Annotated in this window: 21 protein-coding genes; 14 read left to right on the forward strand and 7 right to left on the reverse strand. The window is 68.9% G+C overall.

The features are described from left to right. Positions 1 to 50: 50 nt before the first annotated feature. Positions 51 to 275: a DUF3107 domain-containing protein gene (locus C9424_RS13635; RefSeq protein WP_091249068.1), complete on the reverse strand. Its 225-nt coding sequence runs from the start codon at positions 273 to 275 to the stop codon at positions 51 to 53. 61 nt (positions 276 to 336) lie between these two features. Further along, a complete protein-coding gene (locus C9424_RS13640; RefSeq protein ID WP_425547217.1) occupies positions 337 to 1,056 on the reverse strand; it encodes a TetR/AcrR family transcriptional regulator in 720 nt (239 codons plus the stop codon). A gap of 81 nt (positions 1,057 to 1,137) precedes the next feature. Here C9424_RS13640 and moeB point away from each other — a divergent pair, with 81 nt between their 5' ends. Together moeB and C9424_RS13650 are read left to right on the forward strand one after the other, a co-directional pair. Beyond that, on the forward strand, positions 1,138 to 2,361 hold the full coding sequence (moeB, locus tag C9424_RS13645) for a molybdopterin-synthase adenylyltransferase MoeB (RefSeq protein ID WP_116767351.1): 1,224 nt from the start codon (positions 1,138 to 1,140) through the stop codon (positions 2,359 to 2,361). Positions 2,362 to 2,459: 98 nt separating this feature from the next. Beyond that, complete coding sequence (locus C9424_RS13650; protein ID WP_116767352.1) at positions 2,460 to 3,482, forward strand: SDR family NAD(P)-dependent oxidoreductase; 1,023 nt, start codon at positions 2,460 to 2,462, stop codon at positions 3,480 to 3,482. A 146-nt stretch (positions 3,483 to 3,628) separates the two neighbouring features. Here C9424_RS13650 and C9424_RS13655 read toward each other — a convergent pair whose 3' ends face one another. Further along, positions 3,629 to 5,002: a glutamyl-tRNA reductase gene (locus C9424_RS13655; RefSeq protein ID WP_116767353.1), complete on the reverse strand. Its 1,374-nt coding sequence runs from the start codon at positions 5,000 to 5,002 to the stop codon at positions 3,629 to 3,631. A 302-nt stretch (positions 5,003 to 5,304) separates the two neighbouring features. Between C9424_RS13655 and hemE the strand changes: the two genes are divergently transcribed. The 10 genes from hemE (at position 5,305) to hemL (ending at position 16,535) form a co-directional block, all read left to right on the forward strand. Further along, positions 5,305 to 6,342 carry a uroporphyrinogen decarboxylase gene (hemE, locus tag C9424_RS13660; RefSeq protein ID WP_237563456.1) on the forward strand — a complete coding sequence of 346 codons (1,038 nt, stop codon included), beginning with the start codon at positions 5,305 to 5,307 and terminating at the stop codon, positions 6,340 to 6,342. Positions 6,343 to 6,346: 4 nt separating this feature from the next. Beyond that, positions 6,347 to 7,888 (forward strand): protoporphyrinogen oxidase, encoded by a 1,542-nt coding sequence (gene hemG, locus C9424_RS13665; protein ID WP_116767355.1) that lies wholly within the window; start codon positions 6,347 to 6,349, stop codon positions 7,886 to 7,888. A gap of 419 nt (positions 7,889 to 8,307) precedes the next feature. Further along, positions 8,308 to 8,979, forward strand: coding sequence for a hypothetical protein (locus C9424_RS13670; protein ID WP_133247520.1), 672 nt, complete (start codon positions 8,308 to 8,310; stop codon positions 8,977 to 8,979). A 121-nt stretch (positions 8,980 to 9,100) separates the two neighbouring features. Further along, positions 9,101 to 9,847, forward strand: a complete 747-nt coding sequence (hemQ, locus tag C9424_RS13675; RefSeq protein ID WP_116767357.1) for a hydrogen peroxide-dependent heme synthase — start codon at positions 9,101 to 9,103, stop codon at positions 9,845 to 9,847. Further along, positions 9,844 to 11,130, forward strand: coding sequence for a ferrochelatase (locus tag C9424_RS13680; RefSeq protein ID WP_116767358.1), 1,287 nt, complete (start codon positions 9,844 to 9,846; stop codon positions 11,128 to 11,130). Before hemQ ends, C9424_RS13680 begins: the two co-directional genes overlap by 4 nt. Further along, positions 11,127 to 12,125: a hydroxymethylbilane synthase gene (gene hemC, locus C9424_RS13685; protein WP_116767359.1), complete on the forward strand. Its 999-nt coding sequence runs from the start codon at positions 11,127 to 11,129 to the stop codon at positions 12,123 to 12,125. Before C9424_RS13680 ends, hemC begins: the two co-directional genes overlap by 4 nt. Positions 12,126 to 12,163: 38 nt before the next feature. Beyond that, positions 12,164 to 13,081 carry a uroporphyrinogen-III synthase gene (locus tag C9424_RS13690; RefSeq protein ID WP_116767383.1) on the forward strand — a complete coding sequence of 306 codons (918 nt, stop codon included), beginning with the start codon at positions 12,164 to 12,166 and terminating at the stop codon, positions 13,079 to 13,081. Continuing rightward, positions 13,078 to 14,061 carry a porphobilinogen synthase gene (gene hemB, locus C9424_RS13695; RefSeq protein ID WP_116767360.1) on the forward strand — a complete coding sequence of 328 codons (984 nt, stop codon included), beginning with the start codon at positions 13,078 to 13,080 and terminating at the stop codon, positions 14,059 to 14,061. Before C9424_RS13690 ends, hemB begins: the two co-directional genes overlap by 4 nt. Continuing rightward, entirely contained in the window at positions 14,058 to 15,164 is a 1,107-nt protein-coding gene (locus C9424_RS13700) for an LLM class flavin-dependent oxidoreductase (protein WP_116767361.1), read from the forward strand. Before hemB ends, C9424_RS13700 begins: the two co-directional genes overlap by 4 nt. 30 nt (positions 15,165 to 15,194) lie before the next feature. Then, complete coding sequence (hemL, locus tag C9424_RS13705) at positions 15,195 to 16,535, forward strand: glutamate-1-semialdehyde 2,1-aminomutase (RefSeq protein ID WP_116767362.1); 1,341 nt, start codon at positions 15,195 to 15,197, stop codon at positions 16,533 to 16,535. Between the two features lie 105 nt (positions 16,536 to 16,640). Here hemL and C9424_RS13710 read toward each other — a convergent pair whose 3' ends face one another. The 4 genes from C9424_RS13710 to C9424_RS13725 all read right to left on the reverse strand — a co-directional run bounded on the left by C9424_RS13710 (position 16,641) and on the right by C9424_RS13725 (position 20,173). Continuing rightward, entirely contained in the window at positions 16,641 to 17,378 is a 738-nt protein-coding gene (locus C9424_RS13710; RefSeq protein ID WP_116767363.1) for an amino acid ABC transporter ATP-binding protein, read from the reverse strand. Then, a complete protein-coding gene (locus C9424_RS13715) occupies positions 17,375 to 18,139 on the reverse strand; it encodes an amino acid ABC transporter permease (RefSeq protein WP_116767364.1) in 765 nt (254 codons plus the stop codon). Before C9424_RS13715 ends, C9424_RS13710 begins: the two co-directional genes overlap by 4 nt. A gap of 3 nt (positions 18,140 to 18,142) precedes the next feature. Next, positions 18,143 to 19,078 carry an ABC transporter substrate-binding protein gene (locus tag C9424_RS13720; protein ID WP_116767365.1) on the reverse strand — a complete coding sequence of 312 codons (936 nt, stop codon included), beginning with the start codon at positions 19,076 to 19,078 and terminating at the stop codon, positions 18,143 to 18,145. A gap of 384 nt (positions 19,079 to 19,462) precedes the next feature. Then, entirely contained in the window at positions 19,463 to 20,173 is a 711-nt protein-coding gene (locus C9424_RS13725; RefSeq protein ID WP_116767366.1) for a 3'-5' exonuclease, read from the reverse strand. A 107-nt stretch (positions 20,174 to 20,280) separates the two neighbouring features. Here C9424_RS13725 and C9424_RS13730 point away from each other — a divergent pair, with 107 nt between their 5' ends. Both C9424_RS13730 and C9424_RS13735 read left to right on the forward strand, forming a co-directional pair. Then, positions 20,281 to 20,697, forward strand: coding sequence for an MGMT family protein (locus C9424_RS13730; protein WP_116767367.1), 417 nt, complete (start codon positions 20,281 to 20,283; stop codon positions 20,695 to 20,697). Between the two features lie 119 nt (positions 20,698 to 20,816). After that, positions 20,817 to 24,143, forward strand: coding sequence for an ATP-dependent helicase (locus C9424_RS13735; protein WP_442862041.1), 3,327 nt, complete (start codon positions 20,817 to 20,819; stop codon positions 24,141 to 24,143). Positions 24,144 to 24,223 lie beyond the last annotated feature (80 nt).

Raw genomic sequence — 24,223 nt, forward strand, 5'->3', positions numbered from 1 at the left:
CCTCGGGCTAAGAAAACGACAGTGAAGAAAACCGCAGTGAAAAACGGGCGCTAGAGGGCGCCGAAACCAACGCGGCGGGCCTCTTCTGCGCCGATTTCCACGTAACCCAGCACATTGGCGGGGACGATGACGAGGCGGCCCTTGTCGTCCGTCAGCCGCAGCTCGCTGCCCTTGGCGATCGCGTCGCCCACCACCTTGGCGACGGCGTCGGCGTCCTGAGCCGATTCGAGCACAATTTCGCGGCCAATGTTCTGAATACCAATCTTTACTTCCACAGCGGGGCCTCCCAGCCAGTCAAAGTCGAATAAATGTCTAAGGTCAATCTCTAGTTGTAGTCTAGGTCTCTTTGGGGAAGCGGGAGATTCCGCGCCAAGCTAAACGGTAGATGAGGTCGCTGGCCACATCGAGGTCCAGGTTTCCGTCGGTTTCCAGCCAGTACCGGGCACTCACATGGGCCATTCCGGCGAGTCCGCGACCCAGGAGCTGGGCCTCGAGCTCCGGCAGCTTGGTGTCCTCCGCGATCACGCGGGCGACGGCGTCGGCAAAAGTCTTGTTGAACGTTTCCAAACGTGCGCTGACGTCGGGATCGTTGATCAGGTCCGATTCGAAGACGAGCCGGTGTGCCTGGTCGTCGTTGGCGATGAATCGGAAGTAGGCGCGCATGACCGCCTGGACGCGCTCGTCGTTGTCGCTGGTGGAATTCAGGGCGCCCAGCAGGAGATCGATCAGCTTGCTGAGATGGCTGTCCAGCAGGGCCAGGTAGAGGTCCCGCTTGGACGGGAAGTGCTGGTACAGGACAGGCTTGCTGACGTGGGCGGTCTCGGCGATCTCATCCATGGCGGCACCGTGGTAGCCGTTCGCCACGAAGACTTCCTGCGCCGCCGCCAGCAACTGCGCCCGGCGTTCGTCACGGGGGAGACGTGCCGAGCGCTGTCCGCTCCGCGTCTGCCCGGCCGGCGGCTTGCCGGTCTCGTCCCGCTCCACCGGTGCCTGATGAACCACTGTCGGCCTTCTTTCCCTCTTCACCCAATAACGCGCAAGTACACTCAGCTGCATTGCACTGAACTACATTGCACTGAACTACACTTTACGCGTGGGTAATATGACCTGGTGGTATCTTCGGGCATAGATTGAAGTATGGCTTCCAAGTTCACCGCCACCGGCGCCCCCGCAACCCTCCAGACGCAGCTGGATACGCAGCCTGGACCGCTGGTTGACCCGGCAATCGATCTCAGCCCGGACGAGGTGGAACGCTACTCGCGGCACCTGATCATTCCGGAAATCGGCGCAATCGGGCAGCGCCGGCTCAAGAACGCGAAAGTCCTGGTGATTGGAGCCGGCGGCCTCGGTTCTCCGGCCCTCCTCTACCTCGCCGCCGCCGGGGTCGGCACCCTCGGCATCGTCGATGACGACGACGTCGACCTCAGCAACCTCCAGCGGCAGATCATCCACGGCGTCGCGGACGTGGGCCGGCCCAAGATCGAGTCCGCCCGTGACGCCATCGCGGCCCTGAACCCGCTCGTGGACGTCCGGCTCCACAACGTCCGCCTTGACGCATCCAACGCCCTGGAGCTCTTCGCCGGCTACGACCTCATCCTCGACGGCGCTGACAACTTCGCCACCCGCTACCTCGTCAACGATGCCGCCGCCATCCTCGGCAAGCCCTACGTCTGGGGGTCGATCTTCCGCTTCGACGGCCAGGTCAGCGTCTTCTGGGAACAGTACGGGCCCACCTACCGGGACCTCTACCCGGAGGCGCCGCCGGCCGGCTCCGTGCCGTCCTGTGGGGAAGGCGGAGTGTTCGGCATGCTGTGCGCCGCCGTCGGAGCGCTTATGGTGACCGAGGCCGTCAAGCTGATCACCGGCGTCGGGCGGTCCCTGCTGGGCCGGCTGGCGCTCTATGACGCGCTGGGCGGCACCTGGCGCGAGATCAAGGTGGCCCGGGACCCCGAAGCCGAGCGCATCACGGAACTCACCGATTACGAGGCGTTCTGCGGGATCACCCCCACGGCGGATGCGGGCACCGAACACACCGTGACGGCGACCCAGCTCGCCACGATGCTGGCCTCGCGCAAAGCCGGCCTCAAGGACTTCCACCTAGTGGACGTGCGGGAGAGCGGGGAGTACGAGATCGTCCGCATCGACGGCTCGGTGCTGATCCCGCAGGGCCGCATCCTGGCCGGCGAAGCGTGGCAGGACCTGCCCCAGGAGGCGGAAATCGTCTTCCACTGCAAGGCCGGAACACGTTCCGCGGCCGTCCTGGCCGCGGCCCGCGCGGCCGGGTACGAACGCGTCAGCCACCTCGAGGGCGGCATCCTCGCCTGGGTGCGGGACGTGGAACCCGGGAAACCGGTGTACTGAGGCTTCCGGCCCTCAGGTGCCGCGGCCTTCGGGCCATCCATCCACGGCACCTGACAAGCACCGTCCGTCGAACGGCACCTCCAGCGAAAGGCTTGGTCATGAGCGAGGAAAACACCCTGACACCCCAGCAGAAGATCGGCTCCGGCTTCGGCCGGGATTCGACGGCGGCCGAGGTCGTTGCCGGCATCGACCTGACCGGGAAGACCGCGATGGTCACGGGCGGCTACTCCGGGCTCGGCCTGGAGACCGTGCGGGCCCTGGCGTCAGCCGGCGCCACCGTTGTGGTGCCGGCCCGACGGCCGGAGCACGCCCGCGACGTCCTCGCCGCGGCCGGGCTGACGCCGGGAACCCGCGGAGGCGATGTCAGCGTGGCCGAACTGGACCTTGCCGACCAGGCCAGCGTGAAGGAGTTCGCCGCCGGCTTCCTGGCCGACGCGGAACCCGGAACCCGGCGCAGCCTGGACATCCTCATCAACAACGCGGCCATCATGGCAAGTCCGGAGCACCGGGTGGGGCCCGGCTGGGAGTCCCAGTTCGCCACAAACCACTTGGGTCACTATGCCCTCACCAACCTGCTGTGGCCCGCGCTCACCGCGGCGGAGGGTGCCCGCGTGGTCTCGCTGTCCTCCACCGGGCACAAGCTTTCGGGGATCCGTTTTGATGACATCAACTTCGATGCCGGCTACGACAAATGGCGGGCGTACGGCCAGGCCAAGACGGCCAACGCGCTCTTCGCCGTCCAGCTCGACGCCCTGGGCCGGGACTTTGGCGTGCGGGCCTTCGCCGTGCATCCCGGCGGCATCATGACGGAGCTGCAGCGGCACCTGCCGCGCGAGGAAATGATCGCCGCGGGCTGGATGGATGAGAACGGCAACGTCGACGCCCGGTTCAAGACCCCCGCGCAAGGCGCGGCCACCTCGGTCTGGGCCGCAACGTCACCGGCCCTTGAGGGCATGGGCGGCGTCTACTGCGAGGACTGCGACATTGCCGAACCCACCGTGCCGGGACCGCCGGAGGCGAGGATCAGGGGCGTGGATGCCCATGCCGTGGACCGGGAGGCTGCCGCACAGCTGTGGCAAGTGTCGGCCGACATGACCGGAATTAACGCGTTCGCCGGGTAAGCCGCCTAAGGGATGTGAGCCGTGGTGGCGCCGTCGGAAGCAACTAGCCCTACTGGCAACTAGCCAACGGGCAACAACGAGCGTCGCCATCACGAGCCAGCGCCGCGGGGCAATAACCGAGGGGCAGGAATGAGGGCCGCGGGCAGTTACGCGGTTTCGCGGATGTCGCCGGCGGCGGGGCCGTGCTCCGCGTGGCTGTGCTCCACAGGGCAGTCGGCCTCGGAGGCTGCAGAACCCGGGACCGTCGCAGCGGTCGTCGCGGGGGAGGGCTCCACCGTAATCCCGTACAGTGCCTCAAGACCGGCAACGTAGGCGTCCTGCTGTCCGTTGGCGGCGAGTTCGCGGGCCCGGACGGTGGGGACATGCAGCAATTGCTTCACCATGCGGCGCAGGGCGAATTCGACTTCCTCGGCCGCGGCGGTGCAGCCGTGCCGGGCGCGGACCTTTTCCATTTCCGCATCCAGGACGTTCATCGTGTGGCGCCGCAACGCAACGATCGCCGAGTCCACGGAGCGTGCTTCGCGCTCCTGCTCGAAGGCGCTGGCCGCACCGGACACAATGCTGCTGGCCTGCGCGAGCGACTCGGCCTGTTCCTGGGGCGCCGCGAGCCGGACGGATTCCAGCGTGAGGAGTTCGACGCCGTCGAGCTCGCCGACCGCGGGGTCGAAGTCGTGCGTCAGGGCGAGGTCGATCGCGATGAGCGGCTGGGCCGAGCCCGACCGGATCCGGGCGAGGTCGTCCGCTTCGACCCGGCTGTCCGAGCCGCTGCAGCCGATCATGACGTCGGCAGCGGCGACGGCAGCCGGAAGGGTGTCCTCATCCAGGGCGGCGCCGCCCCGGGTGGCGACGAAACCGGGCGCACGGCCGGAGGAGGAGTAGACCGAGACATCGGTGCAGCCGCGTTCGCGCAACAGTGACATGGTGGCCCCGGCGTAGGCGCCGGTCCCGAAGACGACGGCCTTCTTGGCGGACCAGTCCGGGTTTTCCGACAGGTCGGTGGCAAGATCCAGTGCTACGGAGACGATGGAGAGGCCGCGGGAACCAAGCGCCGTCTGGGCGCCGACGTCCTTGGCGGTCTTGGACGCCGCCTGGAACAGCCGCACCAGTCCGGAGCTGGCCGTGCCTTCATGCTGGGCCGTGATCAAGGCGCGGCGGACCTGGCCGGCGATTTCGCGTTCGCCCACCACGGCGGAGTCCAGTCCGGAGCTCACCGCGAAGAGATGCTGGCTGACCTCGGCACCCGTGCGGGTGCTGAAGGCGCGGGAGACCAGCTGATCGTTGAGTCCGCTGGCTCCGCTGATCTGGGAGATGAGGGCAGCCCGGGCTGCGTCGACGGCGTCCGGATGCGGGGCTTCCCCGTAGATTTCGAAGCGGTTGCAGGTGGCAAGGACAACGGCACCCGCCACGGCCGGCGATCCGGCGAGGGCGGATGTGGCAAGCCCGGAAGCGCCGGTGCTCAACTGAGCAACGGTTTCGAGGTCGATGTCGGCGTGTGTAGCCACCAATGAGAAAAGAACCACAGCACGACCATCATAGCTTTTTCGCGCCTGTGTAGAACAACTATCCTGGCGTGGGGTCCGGCACCCAAGGCTGTGATCCCCGCCACGCCGCGGCCCTCGTGGCCAGTGTGACAGCCCGCGTGACAGGCTGTCGTTATCTTTTGGGCGCAAATTTGGGCACAATCGAAGTCATGACTCCAAGCGCTGCGGCACATGCCGGCACGACAAAATTCAGTACGTCCGATCATGGCGCAGCCGATGACGCCGCCGCAGTAGACGGCGCAGTGGCCGGCGCCGGCGGCCTAGACGCCGGACACCCGCTGATGGACGGCCGCACGGCGGACTCACCGCTAATCACCGCCTACCGCGGCGGCAAGCCCTCCCGCCGTCCCGTCTGGTTCATGCGTCAGGCGGGCCGCTCGCTGCCCGAGTACCTCAAGGTCCGCGAGGGCGTCGCCATGCTGGACTCGTGCCTGCGCCCGGAACTGGCTTCTGAGATCACCCTGCAGCCGGTCCGCCGTCACGACGTCGATGCCGCCATCTTCTTCTCCGACATCGTCATTCCGCTCAAGCTGGCCGGCGTCGGCGTGGACATCGTGCCCGGCGTCGGTCCTGTCCTGGACGTGCCGGTGCGCACGGCGGCGGACGTCGCCGCCCTGCCGCAGCTGACGTGGGAGGCCCTGGAACCCATTCGTGAAGCCGTCCGGCTGACCGTGGCCGAGCTCGGCAACACCCCGCTGATCGGCTTCGCCGGCGCACCCTTCACGCTCGCCGCGTACATGGTGGAAGGCAAGCCTTCCCGCGACCACCTCGGCCCGCGCACCATGATGCACGCCGACCCGGAAACCTGGACGGCATTGGCCAACTGGGCCGCCGACGCCTCCGGCATGTTCCTTCGTGCGCAGTTGGAAGCCGGAGCCTCCGCCGCGCAGCTCTTCGACTCCTGGGCCGGTTCGCTGGGGTTGGCCGACTACCAGCGCTACGTTGCCCCGGCGTCGTCCCGGGCCCTGGACCACGTCCGGGACCTCGGCGCACCGCTCATCCACTTCGGCACCGGCACCTCGGAACTGCTCGTCGCCATGCGCGACGTCGGTGTCGACGTCGTGGGGGTCGACTACCGGTTGCCGCTGGACGAGGCCAACCGCCGCCTCGGCGGGACCGTTCCGCTGCAGGGCAACATCGATCCCGCACTCCTCTCCGCGCCCTGGGAGATCCTGGAAGCGCACGTCCGCGACGTGATCGCAGCCGGCTCCGCAGCGCCCGGCCACGTGGTGAACCTTGGCCACGGCGTGCCCCCGGAGACGGATCCCGAGGTGCTGACGCGCGTCGTCGAACTCATCCACTCCATTTCACCGGAGTAGGAACATGGACGCAGGCGCCGCCGTAACGTCCGCGGCGGGTACCGCTGCAGAGGGCACCTCCCGTCACGGGACCGCCGTCGTGGTCGGGGGAGGGATCTCCGGCTTGCTTGCGGCCAGGGAGTTCGCCCGGGCGGGCCTCCGCACCACAGTCCTGGAAGCCAGCGACGCTTGGGGTGGCTGCGTCGGCAGCCATGCTGTGGCGGGGCTGACCCTGGACAGCGGGGCGGAGTCCTTCGCTACCCGCACGGCCGCGGTGGCCGATCTCGCCGCCGAGCTTGGGATTGCCGGCGACATCGTCGCACCGAACCCCGGCGGTGCCTGGGTGCAACTGCCCGACGGCCCGCGGGAACTGCCCAAGACCGGGGTGTTGGGCATCCCGGCCAGCCCATGGGACCCGGAAGTCCGCCGGTCCTTGGGACTGCTGGGCTCCCTCCGCGCCTCCATGGACGCCGTGCTGCCTGCCTCGCTTGGCACCGCCGACGAGGCCACCAGTGTGTCAGCCCTGGTCCGCGCGCGAATGGGCAGGCGCGTGCTGGACAGACTCGTTGCGCCCGTGGTCGGCGGCGTCCACTCGGCCGATCCCGCCGTGCTCGACGTCGACATGGTGGCCCCCGGGCTGCGGGCCGGTATCCGCCGGCACGGTTCCCTCGCCGCCGCCGTCGCGGCCCAACGCAGGGGAGGAGCCAACTCGAGCGCCGGCGCAGCCGCACCGGGGACGGGCAGTTCCGCCGGGCTCCAGAAAGCCGGCGCCGCCGTCGCCGGCCTGCGAGGCGGGATGCACACCCTGGTGACTGCCCTTCTGGCCGACCTGCGCCGGCGCGGCGTCACCCTGCTCAGCGCCACCCCGGCCCGGTCCGTTCGGCGCACAGCGGGCGGCTGGCGGGTCACCACGGATCAGGACACGTACGACGCCGGGTTGCTCGTGGTTGCGGTCGAAGGCCCCGCCGCCGCCGGGCTGCTTGAAGAATCCCTGCCGGAGCTTGCGGGCCTCCGCCCCGAAACCGGACCCGATGTCAGCCTGGTCACCCTCGTGGTGGATCTCCCGGCGCTCGACGCGGCGCCACGCGGTACGGGCGTGCTCGTGGCCCCGCAGAGCCCCGGGATACAGGCCAAAGCGTTGACGCACGGCACCGCCAAATGGGCTTGGCTGGCGGACCGGACCGGGCCGGGCAGGCACGTGCTCCGGCTTTCCTACGGGCGGGGAGTTGCGCCCGTCGGGACCACGGAATACGGCAGCCCGGGAGCGGCTGTGCCGCGCTCGGAACCGCCGCGCTCAGACGAGGAACTGTTCCGCGCAGCCCTGGCCGACGCCTCGGCCCTGCTGTCGGTCCCGGTCACCGCCGGGGACGTGGTGGGCTGGGACGTGGTCCGCTGGGCCGGTGCGTTGCCGTTTGCGTCCCTCGGCCACAAACAGCGTGTCGCCGCCGTCCGGAGCGTCTGCGCCGCGGACGGCACCCTCGCCGTCGTGGGCGGATGGCTGTCCGGCAACGGGCTGGCGGCGATCGTGGCCGACACCCCTCAGCAGGTTCGCACCCTCCTGACCTAAAGGGGTGCCGCCCCGACCGCTGTTTCCACACACGCGGATGCCCCAAACGCCGCCGTCGGCCCGTCGCCTGCAGCCACTTCGGGGACCCATTCCGAAGTCCCTGACGCCCCCTCAGCCGCAGAAGTCACAGCGGCCCCAAATGCACCCTGAACCCCTCTAGCCCCCTGGATTACTGCCCGGTATTCCGCGGAATTAGGCTGGTTTTTCCTCGCGGTCGATTCCGGCTAGGCTCGATGACCATGGTTATTTTCAGGTCCAACGTGTCAACAACGACGACCCGGCGCCATAGGAGTCTTCGACGCGGCGCAGCGGCAGCCGCGCTCGGGGCGGTACTGGCTGTTTCCGCAGGAGTTCCTGCTTCGAATGCTGCCACTGGTTTATCCGCAGCGGCATCCACCCCGCCGTCGACCCAGGGTTCCTTGACCCTCGGCCTGGGTGACGTGCTGGACAGTCTGCTCGGCTCCTCGCCGACGCGGAGCCCGTCGCCCACACCGAGCCCCTCGCCGTCCTCCGGCTCGGACGAAGAAGCGGAGCCGATGCAACCGCCGTCCCGCAGCAGCAGCCCGGAACCCACGATCCCCGAGTCCGGCAGCCCGGAGCCCAGCAACCCCGGGTCCACGGCTCCCAGCACCAGCGCGCCGCCATCCGGCACCCCGTCGGCCAACGTGGCCCCGCCCTCCGCACCGCAAAACCCCGGCACGCCGGTCACGGCGCCGGGAGCGCCGGCCGCGGACGGGGCAGCAGCCGGATCCGTCCCCGGACAGGTGCCCGGCCAGCCGTCCGCAGGTGGCAACGCTGGCAGCGCTGCCACCGGGACCGGGCCCGGAACTGCCGGGCAAGCCGGAAGCGGCGCTGGCACGCCGGCGCCGGCATCGAATACTGCAACGCCCCGGCCCTCCTCCACCGGTTCGAACGCGGCCGGTTCGAAAACAGCACCGGCCACAGCCGCGGGCCACTCCGGCAGCACGTCGCTGCAGGCCACGTCCGCTGTGGAACCGGCCGGACCGTCCCCGCTGATCGGCTGGGGCATCGGCCTGGTGGCGCTGTCAGTGGGCGCCGGCGTCATCGCTGTCCGGATGCGCAGGACCTGACGGCATCCCGGCTGCCCGGATTCCAGGGCAGTCGCCCCCGGCTTGTGAAATAAAGCACTTCTACGCGTTGTAGAAGTGCTTTTTTTCGACTTAGCTGGAGAGAGGAGGCAGACTGGTAACCATGAGCCACACTTCTGCCGAATCTGTCACTAAAACCGGAATGCCCGTCCCCGGAGAATCAGTCGCCGGGGCCTCGGCGCCCGACGATTCAACCGAGCAGTTCTTCACCCTCTGGACCGTTTTCAAGCGGTCCGCGGACACCGCCCGCGACGCGAATGCGGCCCAAGACTTCGAGTCCCTGCTGGCACGCCTCGCCGACGCCGGCGTGGTCCACCGCGGCAGCTACGACGTTTCCGCCATGCGCGCGGACGCGGACATCATGATCTGGCTCCACGGGCCCAAGCCCGAGGCCCTGCAGCGGGCCGTCCGGGACATCCGCCGCAGCACGCTCTTCACCGGGACCGAGATCGCCTGGTCCGCCATGGGCGTCCACCGCGAGGCGGAGTTCGCCAAGAACCACACGCCCGCCTTCTCCCGCGGCGTCGAACCGGCCGAGTGGCTGTGCGTCTACCCGTTCGTCCGCTCCTACGAGTGGTACCTCCTGCCGGACGCCGAGCGCGGCGCGATGCTTCGCGACCACGGCCTCCTGGGCCGCGACTTCCCGCAGGTCATTTCCAACACCGTCTCCTCCTTCGCCCTGGGCGACTGGGAATGGATCCTCGGCCTGGAAGCTCCGGAACTCGTGGACCTCGTGGACCTGATGCGCCACCTGCGCGCCACCGAGGCGCGTCACCATGTGCGCGAGGAAATCCCCTTTTACACCGGTCGGCGCGTCAGCGCCGCCGAGATCGCCGAGGTCCTTGCATGAGCCCGCTGGATCCCCAGGAGACCGCCACGGCGGTGACCGCCGTGAACCCCGTCACCGAGGCAGGCCGGATGGCTCCCAAGGAGTACGACGCCGTCCTCCTCGCCTCCTTTGGCGGCCCGGAAGGCCAGGAGGACGTCATCCCGTTCCTCCGCAATGTCACCCGTGGCCGTGGCATCCCGGACGAGCGGCTCGAAGCGGTCTCGCACCACTACCGCGCCAACGGCGGCATCAGCCCCATCAACCAGCAGAACCGCGCCCTCAAGGCCGCCATGGAGGCCGAACTTGCCACCCGCGGCATCGAACTGCCGGTCTTCTGGGGCAACCGCAACTGGGATCCCTACATCCCGCAGACGCTCCAGGAGATGTACGACGCCGGGCACCGCAAGGTCCTCATGGTCACCACGAGCGCCTACTCCTGCTACTCCAGCTGCCGCCAGTACCGCGAGGACATTGGCATGGCCCTGACCGAAACCGGGCTGGACGGAAAACTCGAAGTGGACAAGGTGCGGCAGTACTTTGACCACCCCGGCTTCGTCGAGCCGTTCATCGAGGGCACCGCCGCCGGCCTGGCCGACGTCCGCGCACAGCTCACCGCGGCCAGCACCCCCGACGCCCCGGTGCACATCCTGTTCGCCACCCACTCCATCCCTACCCGCGACGCCGAAGCCGCCGGCCGCTCCGAGGGCGAGCCCCGCCACTTCGAGGAAGACTCCGCCTACGTGGCCCAGCACCTCGCCACCGGAACCGAGGTCATCCGCCGCGTCGAAGCCGAGACCGGCCTGACCGCACCGTGGTCCCTCGTCTACCAGTCCCGCTCCGGCGCCCCGCACGTCCCGTGGCTCGAACCCGACATCAACGACGCCATCGAGGAGCTCGCCGGCCAGGGCGTCAAGGGCGTCGTGATCGTGCCGCTGGGCTTCGTCAGCGACCACATGGAGGTTGTCTGGGACCTGGACACCGAGGCACTGGAGACCTGCGGCAAGCTGGGCCTGGCGGCCACCCGCGTCCCCACCCCCGGCACGCACCGGAAGTTCGTCGGCGGGATCGTGGACCTGATCTGCGAACGGACCGCGGCGAACAACATCGCGGACCGGCCCCACCTGACCAAACTCGGCCCCTGGTACGACGTCTGCCGGCCCGGCTGCTGCGCCAACTTTCGTGGCGAAAAGCCCACCATCGCGGGCGCTGACACCAGCATCGGCACGGGCCACGATCCCTACCCCGCCGCAACGCCCGCAGCCGCGGATATGGCGACCCCGGCGGCTGGTCAGGCAACGCTGTGACCGTCCGGATCGGAACCCGCGCCAGCAAACTGGCCCTCACCCAGACGCAGCAGACCGCGGACCAGCTGGCCGCCGTCGGCGGGTTCGCCGTGGAGCTTGTCCACATCCGGACCGACGGTGATGTCCTTACCGGATCGCTGTCCCAGATGGGCGGAACCGGCGTGTTCGTGGCGGCCCTGCGCGACGCCCTGCTGCAGAACGCATGCGACGTCGCCGTGCACTCGCTCAAGGACCTGCCCACCGGGCCGGCGCTTGGCCTGACGCTCGCGGCGACGCCGAAACGAGTCGACGTCCGCGATGTGCTCTGCGCCCGCGACGGGCTCAAGCTCGCGGACCTGCCCGCCGGCGCCAGCGTGGGCACCGGTTCCCCGCGGCGCGCAGCCCAGCTGCGCGCCGCCCGTCCGGACCTGGACATCCGGGACATCCGCGGCAACGTCGACACCCGGCTCGGACGCGTCCCCGGCTTGCCGGGCAACACGACCGACGCCATGGTGGACGGCAAGTCCTGCGACCTCGACGCCGTCGTCCTCGCCGCAGCCGGGCTGCACCGGATCGGCCGGCTGGACACGGTCAGCGAATACCTCGAGACGGACATTATGCTGCCGGCCGCCGGGCAGGGATCCCTCGCGATCGAATGCCGCACGGCCGACGCGCCCCGCAAGGCCGGGTCCACCGAAGGGTCCCAGGGCGTCCTCGCCCAGGCCCTCGCAGCCCTCGACGATCACGACACCCGGCTCGCCGTCACCGCCGAGCGGGCGCTCCTGGCCCGCCTTGAGGCAGGCTGTGCCGCACCGGTGGGCGCCTACGCCTACCGCAAGGGAAGCATGCTGCACCTCGAAGCCGTGGTCTGCGCCGTCGACGGCACCGCCACCGTCCGGGACCGGAAGGCCACCGACGGATTGACCGAGGTGGGGGCCACTCTGCTGGGGATCGAACTGGCGGAAGTCCTGCTGGCCCGCGGCGCCGCCGATATCGCGGACCTGACCGCATCCTGAACCGGGGGATCCAGCGCATTATGGGACGGGACCGCATCATGGGACGGGAAAATGCCCTGAATGAGGGCAGCAGCGGGCCGGCCACCCACGACCAGGGAGCCCTCGCGGGAGCCCGGATCCTGATCGCCCGCAGCCCGGACCGCGCCGGCGAGCTGGTCGCGGCCCTGCGCCGCCTTGGCGCCGAGCCGGTGCTGCTGCCCCTGATCGACTTCGAGGTGGCACGCGACCAGCACTCCCTCGACGTCGCCTTCGATGCCTTGGGCGCCGGCGCCTACAACTGGCTTGTCATCAGCAGCGCGACCACCGTCCAGGTGCTGGAGGCCAAGGCCGCGGAGCGTGGCTCCACCTTGGGCGCCTGGCTGCCCGGGCACGTCCAGGTGGCCACGATCGGCCCCGCGACGCGGCAGATCCTCGAGTCCCGGGGTGTCAGCGTGGACCTCGCACCGACGGCACTGCAGTCGGGCGCCGGCCTGCTCGGCGTCTGGCCCGAAGGCCGCAACAGCGTGTTCCTGCCCCAGGCGGACATCGCCGATTCCAGGCTCCGCCGCGGGTTGGAAGCCCGCGGCGCGTCGGTGCAGGCCGTCACCGCCTACCGGACGGTGGACTACCCGGCTGATCCCGGCCTGAGCCTCCCGGCCTGCAGGCCCCCGCTGGAGGAAGCCGACGCCGGGCCGCCGGCCGAAGTCCTCACGGCCGCCGACGCGAAACGTGAGATCCGGGCCGGACGGCTCGACGCCGTTGTCGCCGCCTCGCCGAGCGCGGCCCGCCGCATCCACGCGGACCTCGCCCCGCTCGGCGCGTGCCGGTTCGTTGCGATCGGACGCTCGACGGCGGGCGAGGCGGCCGGTCTTGGACTCACCGTCGCCGCCGTCGCCGAAGCTCCCACCGCGTCCGGCCTCGTCGCCGCCGTCGTCCGCTCCCAACCATCCCAGCATCCAGCGAAGGACAACACATGAGCTTCCCGACCCACCGGCCCCGCCGGCTTCGCACCACCCCCGCCATGCGGCGCCTGACCGCGGAGCACCGCCTCTCCGCTGCGGAACTGATCCTTCCCGCCTTCATCCGCGAAGGGCTGACCGAGCCCAACCCGATTGCCTCGATGCCCGGCGTGCAGCAGCACACCACCGATTCGCTCAAGCGGGCCGCTGCCGAGGCCGTGCGGCTGGGCGTCGGCGGCATCATGCTGTTCGGTGTCCCCGCCGTCCGGGATGCGCGCGGCACCGCCTCCCTGGACCCCGACGGTGTGCTGAACAAAGCCATCAGGGACGTCCGCGCCGAAGTTGGCGACGAGCTTGTGATCATGAGCGATGTGTGCCTCGACGAGTTCACCGACCACGGCCACTGCGGCGTCCTGGACGCCAACGGCTACGTGGACAACGACGCGACCCTGGAAATCTACGGCCAGATGGCCGTCGCACAGGCCGACGCCGGCGCCCACGTCCTGGGGCCGTCCGGCATGATGGACGGCCAGGTCGCCGTCATCCGGCAGGCCCTCGAGGAATCCGGGCACGCCACCACCGCCGTGGTCGCTTACGCCGCTAAGTACGCCTCGGCGTTCTACGGCCCGTTCCGCGAGGCCGTCGACTCGCAGCTGACCGGCGACCGCCGGACTTACCAGATGGACGCCGCCAACCGCCGGGAAGCCATCCTCGAGGTGGACCTGGACCTGGCCGAAGGCGCCGACATGGTCATGGTGAAGCCCGCCATGAGCTATCTGGACATCCTCGCCGACGTCGCCGCCATGAGCCCGGTACCGGTGGCCGCCTACCAGATTTCCGGCGAGTACTCGATGATCGAGGCCGCAGCAGCGAACGGCTGGATCGACCGCCGGGCCGCCATCACCGAATCCGTCCTGGGCATCAAGCGCGCCGGCGCCAACATGGTGCTGACCTACTGGGCCAGCGAGCTCGCCGGCTGGCTGAAGGAATCCCGGTGAACACCGCGACTACGCCTGAGCCGGCACCCGGGGAGAACCCCACGGCCCCGGTCGGGCCGGAACGCATCCTCCTGGGCCTGAACACCTTCGGTGACGTCGGCGTTTTCCCCGACGGCCATCCCGTCCCGCACGCCCAGGTCCTGCGGCAGCTCTTGGAACAGGCCGAGCTCGCGGACGAGGTCGGCCTGCACGCCTTCGCCGTGGGGGAACACCACCGCCGCGACTTCGCGGTCTCGGCCCCGGAAGTCTTCCTCGCCGCGGCGGCTGCCCGCACCAAGCACATCCGGCTCGGCTCGGCCGTCACCGTCCTCAGCTCCGATGACCCCATCCGGGTCTTCCAGCGCTTTGCCACGGTGGACGCCATCTCCAGCGGCCGGGCCGAAATCATGCTGGGCCGCGGTTCGTTCATCGAATCCTTCCCGCTGTTCGGCCTGGACCTGGCCGACTACGACGTCCTCTTCGAGGAAAAGCTCGAGCTCTTCGACAAGGTCCGGGCGCAGAAGCCGGTCCACTGGGAAGGGCGCACCCGGCCCGCCATCAACGGCCTGAGCGTCTACCCGCCCCTGGAACACCACCTGCTGCCAACCTGGATCGGCGTCGGCGGCACCCCTGAATCCGTGCTGCGCTGCGCAGAATACGGCTACCCGATCATCTTCGCCATCATCGGCGGCCAGCCGCGGTCCTTCGCCCCGTTGGCCGGCCTCTACCGCGAGGCCATGGGCAAATACGGGCACCCGATGCAGCAGATGGCCACGCATTCACCCGGCCACATCGCCGCTACCGACGAGGAAGCACGGGAGGAGTTCTTCCCGCACTGGATCGCGATGCGCAACAGGATTGGCGCGGAGCGCGGCTGGGGCCCAGGCAACCGGGCCGAGTTTGATGCCATGTGCACGCCCGAGGGAGCACTCTACGTGGGGTCTCCGGATACCGTGGCCGCAAAAATCGCGCTGCTGAAGAAGAACCTCGGCGTGGACCGCTTTGACCTCAAATACAGCAACGGCACCCTGCCGCACCCGGCCATGATGCGCTCGATCGAACTGTTCGGCACCGAAGTGGCGCCCCGCGTCACCGCACTGCTGGCCAAGGCCGCAGGAAAATGACCCGGCCGCAGAACTGAAAGAATAGGAACCATGACTTCCAGCATGCCTCGCAACGAGGAACTCTTTGACCGCGCCCGCCAGCTGATGCCGGGCGGCGTGAACTCACCCGTGCGCGCCTTCGGCTCCGTGGGCGGGACGCCGCGGTTCATGGTGTCCGCCAAGGGCGCCTATCTCACCGACGCCGACGGCGCGGACTACGTCGACCTCGTCTGCTCCTGGGGTCCGGCGCTGCTGGGGCACGCCCACCCGGAGGTCATCGCCGCCGTGCATGCCGCCGTCGACCGCGGCCTGTCCTTCGGTGCGTCCACGCCCGACGAGGCCAACCTGGCCGCGATCGTCAAGGAGCGCGTCCCGGCCGCCGAACGCGTCCGGATGGTCTCCACCGGCACCGAAGCCACCATGACCGCCATCCGGCTGGCCCGCGGCTTCACCGGCCGGAACCTCGTCATCAAGTTCGCCGGCTGCTACCACGGCCACCTCGACGGCCTCCTCGCCGCGGCAGGTTCCGGCCTGGCGACCCTCGCGCTGCCCGGCTCGGCCGGCGTCACCGCCGCGACGGCGGCCGAGACCCTCGTGCTGCCGTACAACGACCTCGACGCCGTCGAGGCCGCCTTCGCCAAGCACGGTGACAGCATCGCCGCTGTCATCACCGAGGCCGCCCCGGCCAACATGGGCGTGGTCACCCCCGGCGAGGGCTTCAACGCAGGTCTTTCCCGGATCACCCGGGGGCACGGCGCCCTGCTGATCCTCGACGAGGTCCTCACCGGGTTCCGCACCGGCTACTCCGGCTACTGGGGCCTGACCGGCGGGGCCGCCGACGCCGCCGAGCCGTGGACCCCGGACCTGCTGACGTTCGGAAAGGTCATCGGCGGAGGCATGCCGACGGCGGCCCTCGGCGGACGCGCCGACGTCATGGACTACCTGGCGCCCCTGGGCCCCGTCTACCAGGCCGGCACCCTCTCCGGGAACCCGGTGGCCATGGCCGCCGGCGTCGCGACCCTCACCCACGCCACCCCCGAGGTCTACTCGTTCGTGGACGCCCGCTCCCTGGAGCTCTCCGCGGCGCTGTCCTCCGCCCTCGACGCCGCCGGCGTGGACCACTCCATCCAGCGCGCCGGCAACCTGTTCTCCGTGGCCTTCGGCACGGGCGCCCGGGGCGTGCACAACTACGACGACGCCCAGGGCCAGGAAGTGTTCCGCTACGCCCCCTTCTTCCACTCGATGCTGGACTCGGGCGTCTACCTGCCGCCGTCGGTCTTTGAAGCCTGGTTCCTCTCCGCCGCGCACGACGACGCCGCGATGAACCGGATCTTCGACGCCCTGCCGGCCGCGGCGAAGGCGGCCGCCGCCGCGAAAGCGCAGCGTCCCTGATCGTTAGCCGACCGAAGCCTTAACAACTGATGGCACCCGCAGCGGCGGGTGCCATCAGTCGTTAACGCTGCGAACGCCGGCAGCGCCGGAAGGGCGGCAGGCGAACTAGAGAACGTCCGCGAGGAATCCCTGCAGCCGTTCGGTCCGCGGGTTCGTGAAGATCTGTTCCGGCGGGCCGGACTCCACGACGACGCCGCCGTCCATGAACGTCACAGTGTCCGAAACGTTGCGGGAGAAGCCCATCTCGTGGGTCACCACCACCATGGTCATGCCGCCCTTGGCGAGGTCGGCCATCAGCGCCAGCACGCCCTTGACGAGCTCCGGGTCGAGGGCCGAGGTGGCCTCGTCGAAGAACATCACTTCCGGCTTCATGGCCAGGGCGCGCGCAATGGCGACGCGCTGCTGCTGGCCGCCGGAGAGGTTGGCGGGACGCGCGTCGGCCTTGTGCTTGAGCCCAACGAGGTCGAGCTGCTCGAGAGCCTCGGCCCGGGCCTGCTCGGCCGGCAGCTTGCGCAGCTTCCGCAGCGCGAGCGAGACGTTGTCCACGACGGTCTTGTGCGGGAACAGGTTGAACTGCTGGAACACCATGCCGATCCGCTGGCGAAGCTCGTCCGGGTTGTCCTTCAGGACCGAGCGGCCGTCCAGCAGGATGTCGCCCTGATCCGGTTCGATCAGGCGGTTCATGACGCGCAACAGCGTGGACTTGCCCGATCCGGAGGGGCCGATCACCGACGCGGTGGTGCCCTTCTCGACGTGCAGGTCGATGCCGCGCAGGACATGGTTCGAGCCGAAGGACAGGTGCAGGTTCTTGCCGGTCAGCGAACCGGAGGCGAATTCGCTCATGGCTGTGCTCCCTTCCCGATCAGGGCCGCGGCGTCGTCCGGCTGCCGTTTCTCCGGACGGCCGGTGCGCAGGCGGTTGTCGATGTAGTTGACCAAGTGGGTGAGCGGAACGGTCAGGATGAGGTACATGAACGCCGCGGCGATCAGCGGTGACAGGTTCCCCGTGTTGGCGGCGGCATCGTTACCGATGCGGAAGATCTCGCGCTGGCTGGCGAGCAGGCCCAGCAGATAGATCAGGGAGGAGTCCTTGATCAGCGAGATGAACTGGTTGACCAGGGCCGGCAGCACGCGGCGGATGCCCTGCGGAATCACCACGAGGCGCATGGAATCGCCGTAGCTGAAGCCCAGGGCCCGGGAAGCTTCCAGCTGGCCCTTCTCCACGCTCTGGATGCCCGAGCGGAAGATCTCGCCGATGTAGGCGGATGCCATGAGCGTCAGGGCGAGGATACCGAGCGGGAACGGATTGGTGGATCCGGTCAGTTCCCTGACCACCGGTCCAAGCCCGATGCCGATGAGGAGGATGACCACAATGGCGGGGACGCCGCGGAAGATGTCCGTGTAGATCCGGGAGAGCCAGCGCAGCGCAGTGATGCGGGACGTTCCCATGACGGCCAGGACCATGCCCAGGATGCACCCGAGCACGCCCGAGGAAACCGCGAGGATCAGGGTGTTGGGCAGGCCGACCATAATCATGTTCGGCAGGACGGCCGCCATCGCCTCCCAGTCAAAGAAGGTCTTTACGAGTTGATCGAGTGCATCCATGGACTAGGACTTCGGAACGGTGACAGCCTTGGAACCCGGGGACCACGTGGCCGGGGTCTCGCGGTCCGGGTACCATTCCTTGGTCAGCTTGGACCAGGTGCCGTCGGCAATCACGGCGTCGAGGCCGGAGTTCAGCGCGTCAATGAGTGCCTGATTGTCCTTGTTCACGGCGTAGGCGGTGAAGTTCTGGGTGTTCACGACCGACTCGGCAATGACGGTGCCGTCGCCTTCCTTGACCTGGCCGGTGGCCTGCTGGGACGGTGCGACCCAGGCGTCAACCTGTCCGTTCTTCAAGTTTGCGTAGGCGGTGTTGTAGTCCTCGAAGCGGACCGGCTCGATCTGGAGGGTGTTCGTGACGTAGTCGTCCTGCACAGTGCCCTGGACTACGGCGATGCGGGTGTCCTTGGTCAGGTCCTTGAAGCCCTTGACGTTGGAGTCCTTCTTGGCAACAACGGCCATGTAGCCGAAGTCGTAGCCGTTGGTGAAGCCTACGGTCTTGCGGCGGGCATCAGTGGTGGAAATCGACGAGGAGCCGAGGTCGAACTGCTTGTTCGCGACCTGGGAGAGCAGCGACGCGAAGCCGGTCGACTTGAACTCCACCTTGAGGCCCAGCTTGTCCGCGATCGCGCGCAGGAGCTCGTTGTCGTAGCCGGTGAATTTGCCGGACTTGTCGATGTAGATGTTCGGCGGGGCGTCCGACAGGGTTCCCACGGTGAGGGTTCCGTCGCTGATCAGGCCGAGCTTGGCCTTGTCAATCTTGTCCAGGGGGGTGACGTCCTTGGTGGTGTACTTGTCCAGGGAGGTCTGGTCGCTGCCCTTGAGCGCATCCGTCGGTGACGCCGTGGTCTGCGCCGACCCGCCGCCGCACGCTGCAAGGGAGACCGCCACGGCGAGTGCCACGGGAACGGTTGTCAGCCACTTCAAGGCTTTGCTTTTCATCACGCAATCACTTTCGTCTGAAATTCAGTGGGGCGCGGGGCGACTCATCGGGCCCCGGCTGCTGGCTTGGGCGCCGGATGGGCAGGCAAGCCGCGAAAGATAATTGTGTCATCCGGTGTGGACGCGGATTCAATCCGAATTAATCAGCGCGGGAGTGCGCCCACCGCGAAGTATCTTCATCCTCCTGCGTCATGGTCAGTGTTCCGGGTAGCGCCGGACGGGTACGGCGGAATCATTGGCGTGGAAGGGCCGGGCAGTTGGGGGCCCCGGGGCGTGTGAGTTCCGTCTCAATGGCTGGAATTGGGCGCCGGGGAAGACTAAGTAAGTCTTTTTGCCGCCCAACGTTTCGTATTAAGAAGTTTTCGCGAAGGGCAGACCGGCAGTTTAGAAGTCGCCGCGGCTGGCGTCTTCCGGGGGCAGGACGGGCCAGTCGCCTTCAATGACGGCGGCCGGTTTGGTCTTGCGCAGGTAACTCTGGAAATCCGCGGCCTGGGCCGAGGCCCATTCGACCTGGAGCTGGTGCAGGTTGGCCGCCGGCATCCTGAGCTTGGGGAATTTTCCGGCCATGGCGTCGAGCATGCGCAAGGTTGCCAGGGCGTCGGCGGCCGAGGTGTGGGCGTTGTCCAGATTGATGCCGTATTCCTCACACAGGGCGGTGAGCGTGCGCTTGCCCTTGCGGTACCGGTCCACCTGCTTGTTCATGATGTACGGGTCCAGGACGGGGAAGCGGCTCAACTGCGGGACGCCGTAGCGGGCCGACTCGGCCGCGAGCACGGTGAAGTCGTAGCTGGCGTTGAAGGCTATGACGGGTACGCCGTCATCGAACAGTTCCTGCAAGACGGCAGCGAGCTCCCGTGTCACCTCGGCGGCAGGTCTGCCCTCGCGGCGGGCCTGCTCCGTGGTGATGCCGTGGACGTCGCTGGCCTCGGTGGGAATCTCGACGCCGGGATCGGCGAGCCACTCATGCTCCTTGATCACCTCGCCGCCGGCGTCCACGACGGTGACGGATGCGGTGACGATCCGCGCCGAGCGGGAGTTGCGGCCCGTTGTTTCGAGGTCGAAGGCTGCGCGGGGAAGGCTGTTCCAGGTGCTCATGCTTCAACGCTACCTTCTGCCTCCGACAGTTCTTGACCGCTCCCGGCGCGTGCCGTCCGGGTGCGGGGCCTGCACTGACGCGACCTGTGGCCAGCTAGGCTGGATCGATGCGAACGGAGTATGTGGAGGCGGTGCTGGAGCTGGTGGCGTTGATCCCGGCCGGCACCGCGGTGGCCTACGGCGACGTTGCGGAACTGCTTGGCTCCGGAGGTCCGCGCCAGGTCGGTTCCGTCATGAGCCACTATGGCAGCCACGTGCCGTGGTGGCGGGTCCTGAAGGCCAGCGGGGATGCGCCTCCCGGACATGAGCGCGAGGCATTGACGCTCTATCTGCAGGAAGGCACGCCGCTGCTGGGCAGTCACGCCGATTTCCTCCGGACCGGCGAGGGCCGCTGGCGCGTGAACCTGGCCGCCGGCCGATGGGTGCCCAGCGACGCCGACTTCGACCGGATAGATGCCATCACTGAGCGGCTCGAGCGGGAGTTGCATAAATTGTCGGTACCGGATGATGAGATGACTGTGTGAGTAAAGTGACCGAGGTTCAGCAGCCCGAAAGCTTCGATCCGGGCCTGCAGCGGTCCGCGTCCCATGCCCATCAGGGAACTGGCACGGGAAAAGGAACGGGAACGGGGCAGACAGCGGGTGTGGGGCTGCGGTTGTTGCCTCCCCGGACCCACCACAGCGCGGTCCCGGTGCTGTCGCCCGACCAGCTCGCCGTCGTCCAGGTCCCGCCGGGCTCTGGCCCCGTTCTGGTGCCGGGCGCGCCGGGCACGGGGAAGTCGACGGTCCTCGTCGAAGCCGCCGTCCACCGCACCCAACGTGACGGCCTGGACCCGGAACGGATGCTCATCCTGGCTCCCGGCAGGCTCGCCGCCGATACTCTCCGCGACCGCTTCACAGCCCGCCTGGACCGGAGCCTGAGCACGACGCCGGCCCGCACCTGGGCGTCGTACGCCTTCGATCTGATCCGCCGCGCCAAAGCGGAAGGCATCCTGCCGCTGCCGCGCCAGCCGAAGCTGCTCTCCGGCCCGGAGCAGGACCTCATCATCAAGGAACTGCTCGAAGGGCATGCGCTGCCCGGCCTCGAGCTGCCATGGCCGGAGGATCTGGGCGCCGCCCTGCAGACCCGCGGTTTCCGGCAGGAAGTGCGCCAACTCTTCGACCGCATCATCGAATCCGGGCGGACGGCGGAGGATCTCGTGGCCCTGGCCCGGCGGTGCAACCGGCCCGACTGGATTCCGGCGGCCGCCCTGTACTCCGAGTACCGTGACGTCCTGGACCTGCGCATGCCGGAGGCCTTCGACCCCGCCGGCATCATCACCGCAGCACGCCAGATCTTCCAGGACGCCCCGGATTTCCTCGCGGCCGAACGCGAGCGCCTCCAGCTGATCCTCGTGGACGACATCCAGGAAGCGAACCCCGCGGTCTTCGAACTGCTTGCTGACATCGCAGCCGGCAAGGACGCCATCATCACCGCCTCGCCGGACACCGTGGTTCAGGGCTTCCGGGGGGCGCGCCCGGATCTCGTGGCCGAGCTTCCCCGTCTCCTGGCCGCCGACGGAGTGATCCTGGAACGTCCCCTCTGGATTGCGCATCGGCACGCCCCGGCCGTGGCGGAGTCGTGGCTGTCGGTGGCCGAGCGCATCTCCCTGCGGTCCGGTGGCCTGTCCGCACGCCGGCTCGAACAACCTGAGCCCCTTCCCGCGCCGGCCCCCTCCCCGGACCCCGCTCCGGATCCCACGCCGGACCCCGCTCCGGGCGGGCCGTCCCGTGGCGCCGACGTCAATCCGGGGACGGTCGAGGCACACCTGCTGCCGTCTCCGGTCCATGAACTGCGGTATGTGGCGCAGCGGATCCTCGAAGCCCAGCTGAACGACGCCCGGGACCTCGGGGACATCGCCGTGATCGTTCGCAACGGCGGCCAGTTGAGCCAGCTGCAGCGGTACCTGGCCGGCCAAGGCATTCCGGTCCGGATTCCCGTGGCCGAATCGGCGGTCCGGGACGAGGTCGCGGTGCGTCCGCTGCTGGATGCCTACGCCGTGGCCCTTGACCCGGCCGCGCTCACGCCAGAGTCGGCCGTGTCCTTGCTGACGTCCCGGATCGGCGGTGCCACCTCGATTGAGTTGCGGAGGCTGCGTCAATCGCTCCGCCGCGAGGAACTTCTCGGCGGCGGCGGACGGACCAGCGACGCCCTCCTTGTCGAGGCCCTGCTGGAGCCCGGAGCGTTGGCAACACTGGGCATCGAAGGACATTCGGCCCGCCGCATTGCCCGGATGATCCGGGCCGGGCGCGACGCCGCCGAGGCCCCCGGCGGTAACGCCGAGACGGTGCTGTGGGCGCTCTGGCATTCGACCGGACTGGCCGCCCGCTGGACCGAGGCCGCCCTGGCCGGCGGGTCAGCCGGTGCCAGGGCCGACCGTGACCTCGATGCCATGATGGCCTTGTTCCATACCGCGGAGCGCTTCGTCGACCAGCTGCCCGGTTCCGGACCGGAGCAGTTCCTCGAGTACTTGCTCAGCCAGGAGCTCCCCATGGATACCCTCGCCGCCAGGGCGCAGCTGGAAGACGCTGTGGAACTCATGACCCCTGCCAGTGCCGCCGGCCGGGAGTGGCCTGTGGTGATTGTGCCAGGGCTCCAAGAGGGCGTGTGGCCCAATACCCGGCTGCGTGGCGAACTGCTCGGCAGCACCTTGTTCGCCGACGCCGTCGAACACGGCGTCGAGTATGCCCTGCAACTGGATCCGTTGAGCCGGCTGCGCGAAATCCGTTATGACGAACTGAGGAGCTTTTCCACCGCGGTGTCCCGCGCCCGCGAGGTGCTGATCTGCACGGCGGTGTCCTCGGAGGACGAGCAACCGTCCTCCTTCCTGGACTATGTGGCGCCGCTGCGCCCGGGGCAGGACCGCCGGGGCTTCACCCCGGTGGAGCGTCCGCTGACCCTCAGGGCCCTGGTCGCGGAGCTGCGCCAGTATGCACAGCTGGATCCCAAAGCTGCCGAATCGGCCGAAGCCGCGGCCGTGCTGGGCGTCCTGGCCACCGCTCGGCCGCCGGTTCCGGGCGCACACCCGGCGAGCTGGTGGGGACTGGCCGGGTTGTCTTCCGACGAGCCGGTTGTTCCTGCCGGCGGAACAGTCTTCGTCTCGCCCTCGAAGGTCGAAACCGTGCAGAAATCGCCGCTCGACTGGTTCGTGCAGGCCGCCGGCGGAGAAGCCGCCACGGATTTTGCCCGCAGCCTGGGTACCTTGGTCCATGCCATCGCGCAGGACCTCCCCGATGCCTCTGGAAGCGAATACGTGGCGGAACTCGTCCGGCGCTGGCCTACCCTGGGGATGAAGGACAACTGGGAGGGCAAGCTGGATTTTCAGCGTGCCGAGTCCATGGTCCGCAAGCTCGCCCAGTATGTCCTGATCATGCGGAGCGAAGGCCGTAGTCTGGTCGGCGTCGAGCAGGACTTTGAGGTGAAGCTGCCGGACCTTCCGGCGGAGCCCGTCGCCGGACCTGAGTCCGGCGACGGCGGGAGCGCGGGCCCGGCCCGGCCCGCCGTGCTCCGGGGCCAGGTGGACAGGCTGGAGATCGACGCCGAGGGCCGCCTGGTGATCGTGGACCTCAAGACCGGTAAGCGCCAGCCGGGCAAGGCGGATCTGGAGCGTCATCCGCAGCTCGGCGCCTACCAGGCCGCCGTGCTGGCCGGCGGCTTTGCCGGCCCCGACGACGGTCCGCCGCCGCTGCCGGGCGGTGCCGTCCTGGCCCAGCTCGGCACGACAACCAAAAGCCCGGGCATCCAGGCCCAGGCCCCGCTCGACCCCCAGGACAACTGGGCGCTGGAGATGGTCGGCGACGCCGCCCAGGTGATGTCCGGCAGCACCTTCCAGGCCCGCCACGATCCGTCCAAGGGAGGCCACGGCGGCCACGGCTGCCGGCTCCCCGAAGTGTGCCCGCTGTGCGTGCGGGGAAAGCAGGTAACTGAATGACCCCCGAGGCGCCGCCGACCGGCCTGGCAGACCCACATGCGGCACCGGACGCGGCCCGCGATACCGGGCCCCTTCCCGAC

This window comes from Arthrobacter sp. H-02-3 (genome assembly GCF_003097355.1).
Taxonomy (GTDB): Bacteria; Actinomycetota; Actinomycetes; order Actinomycetales; family Micrococcaceae; genus Arthrobacter; species Arthrobacter humicola.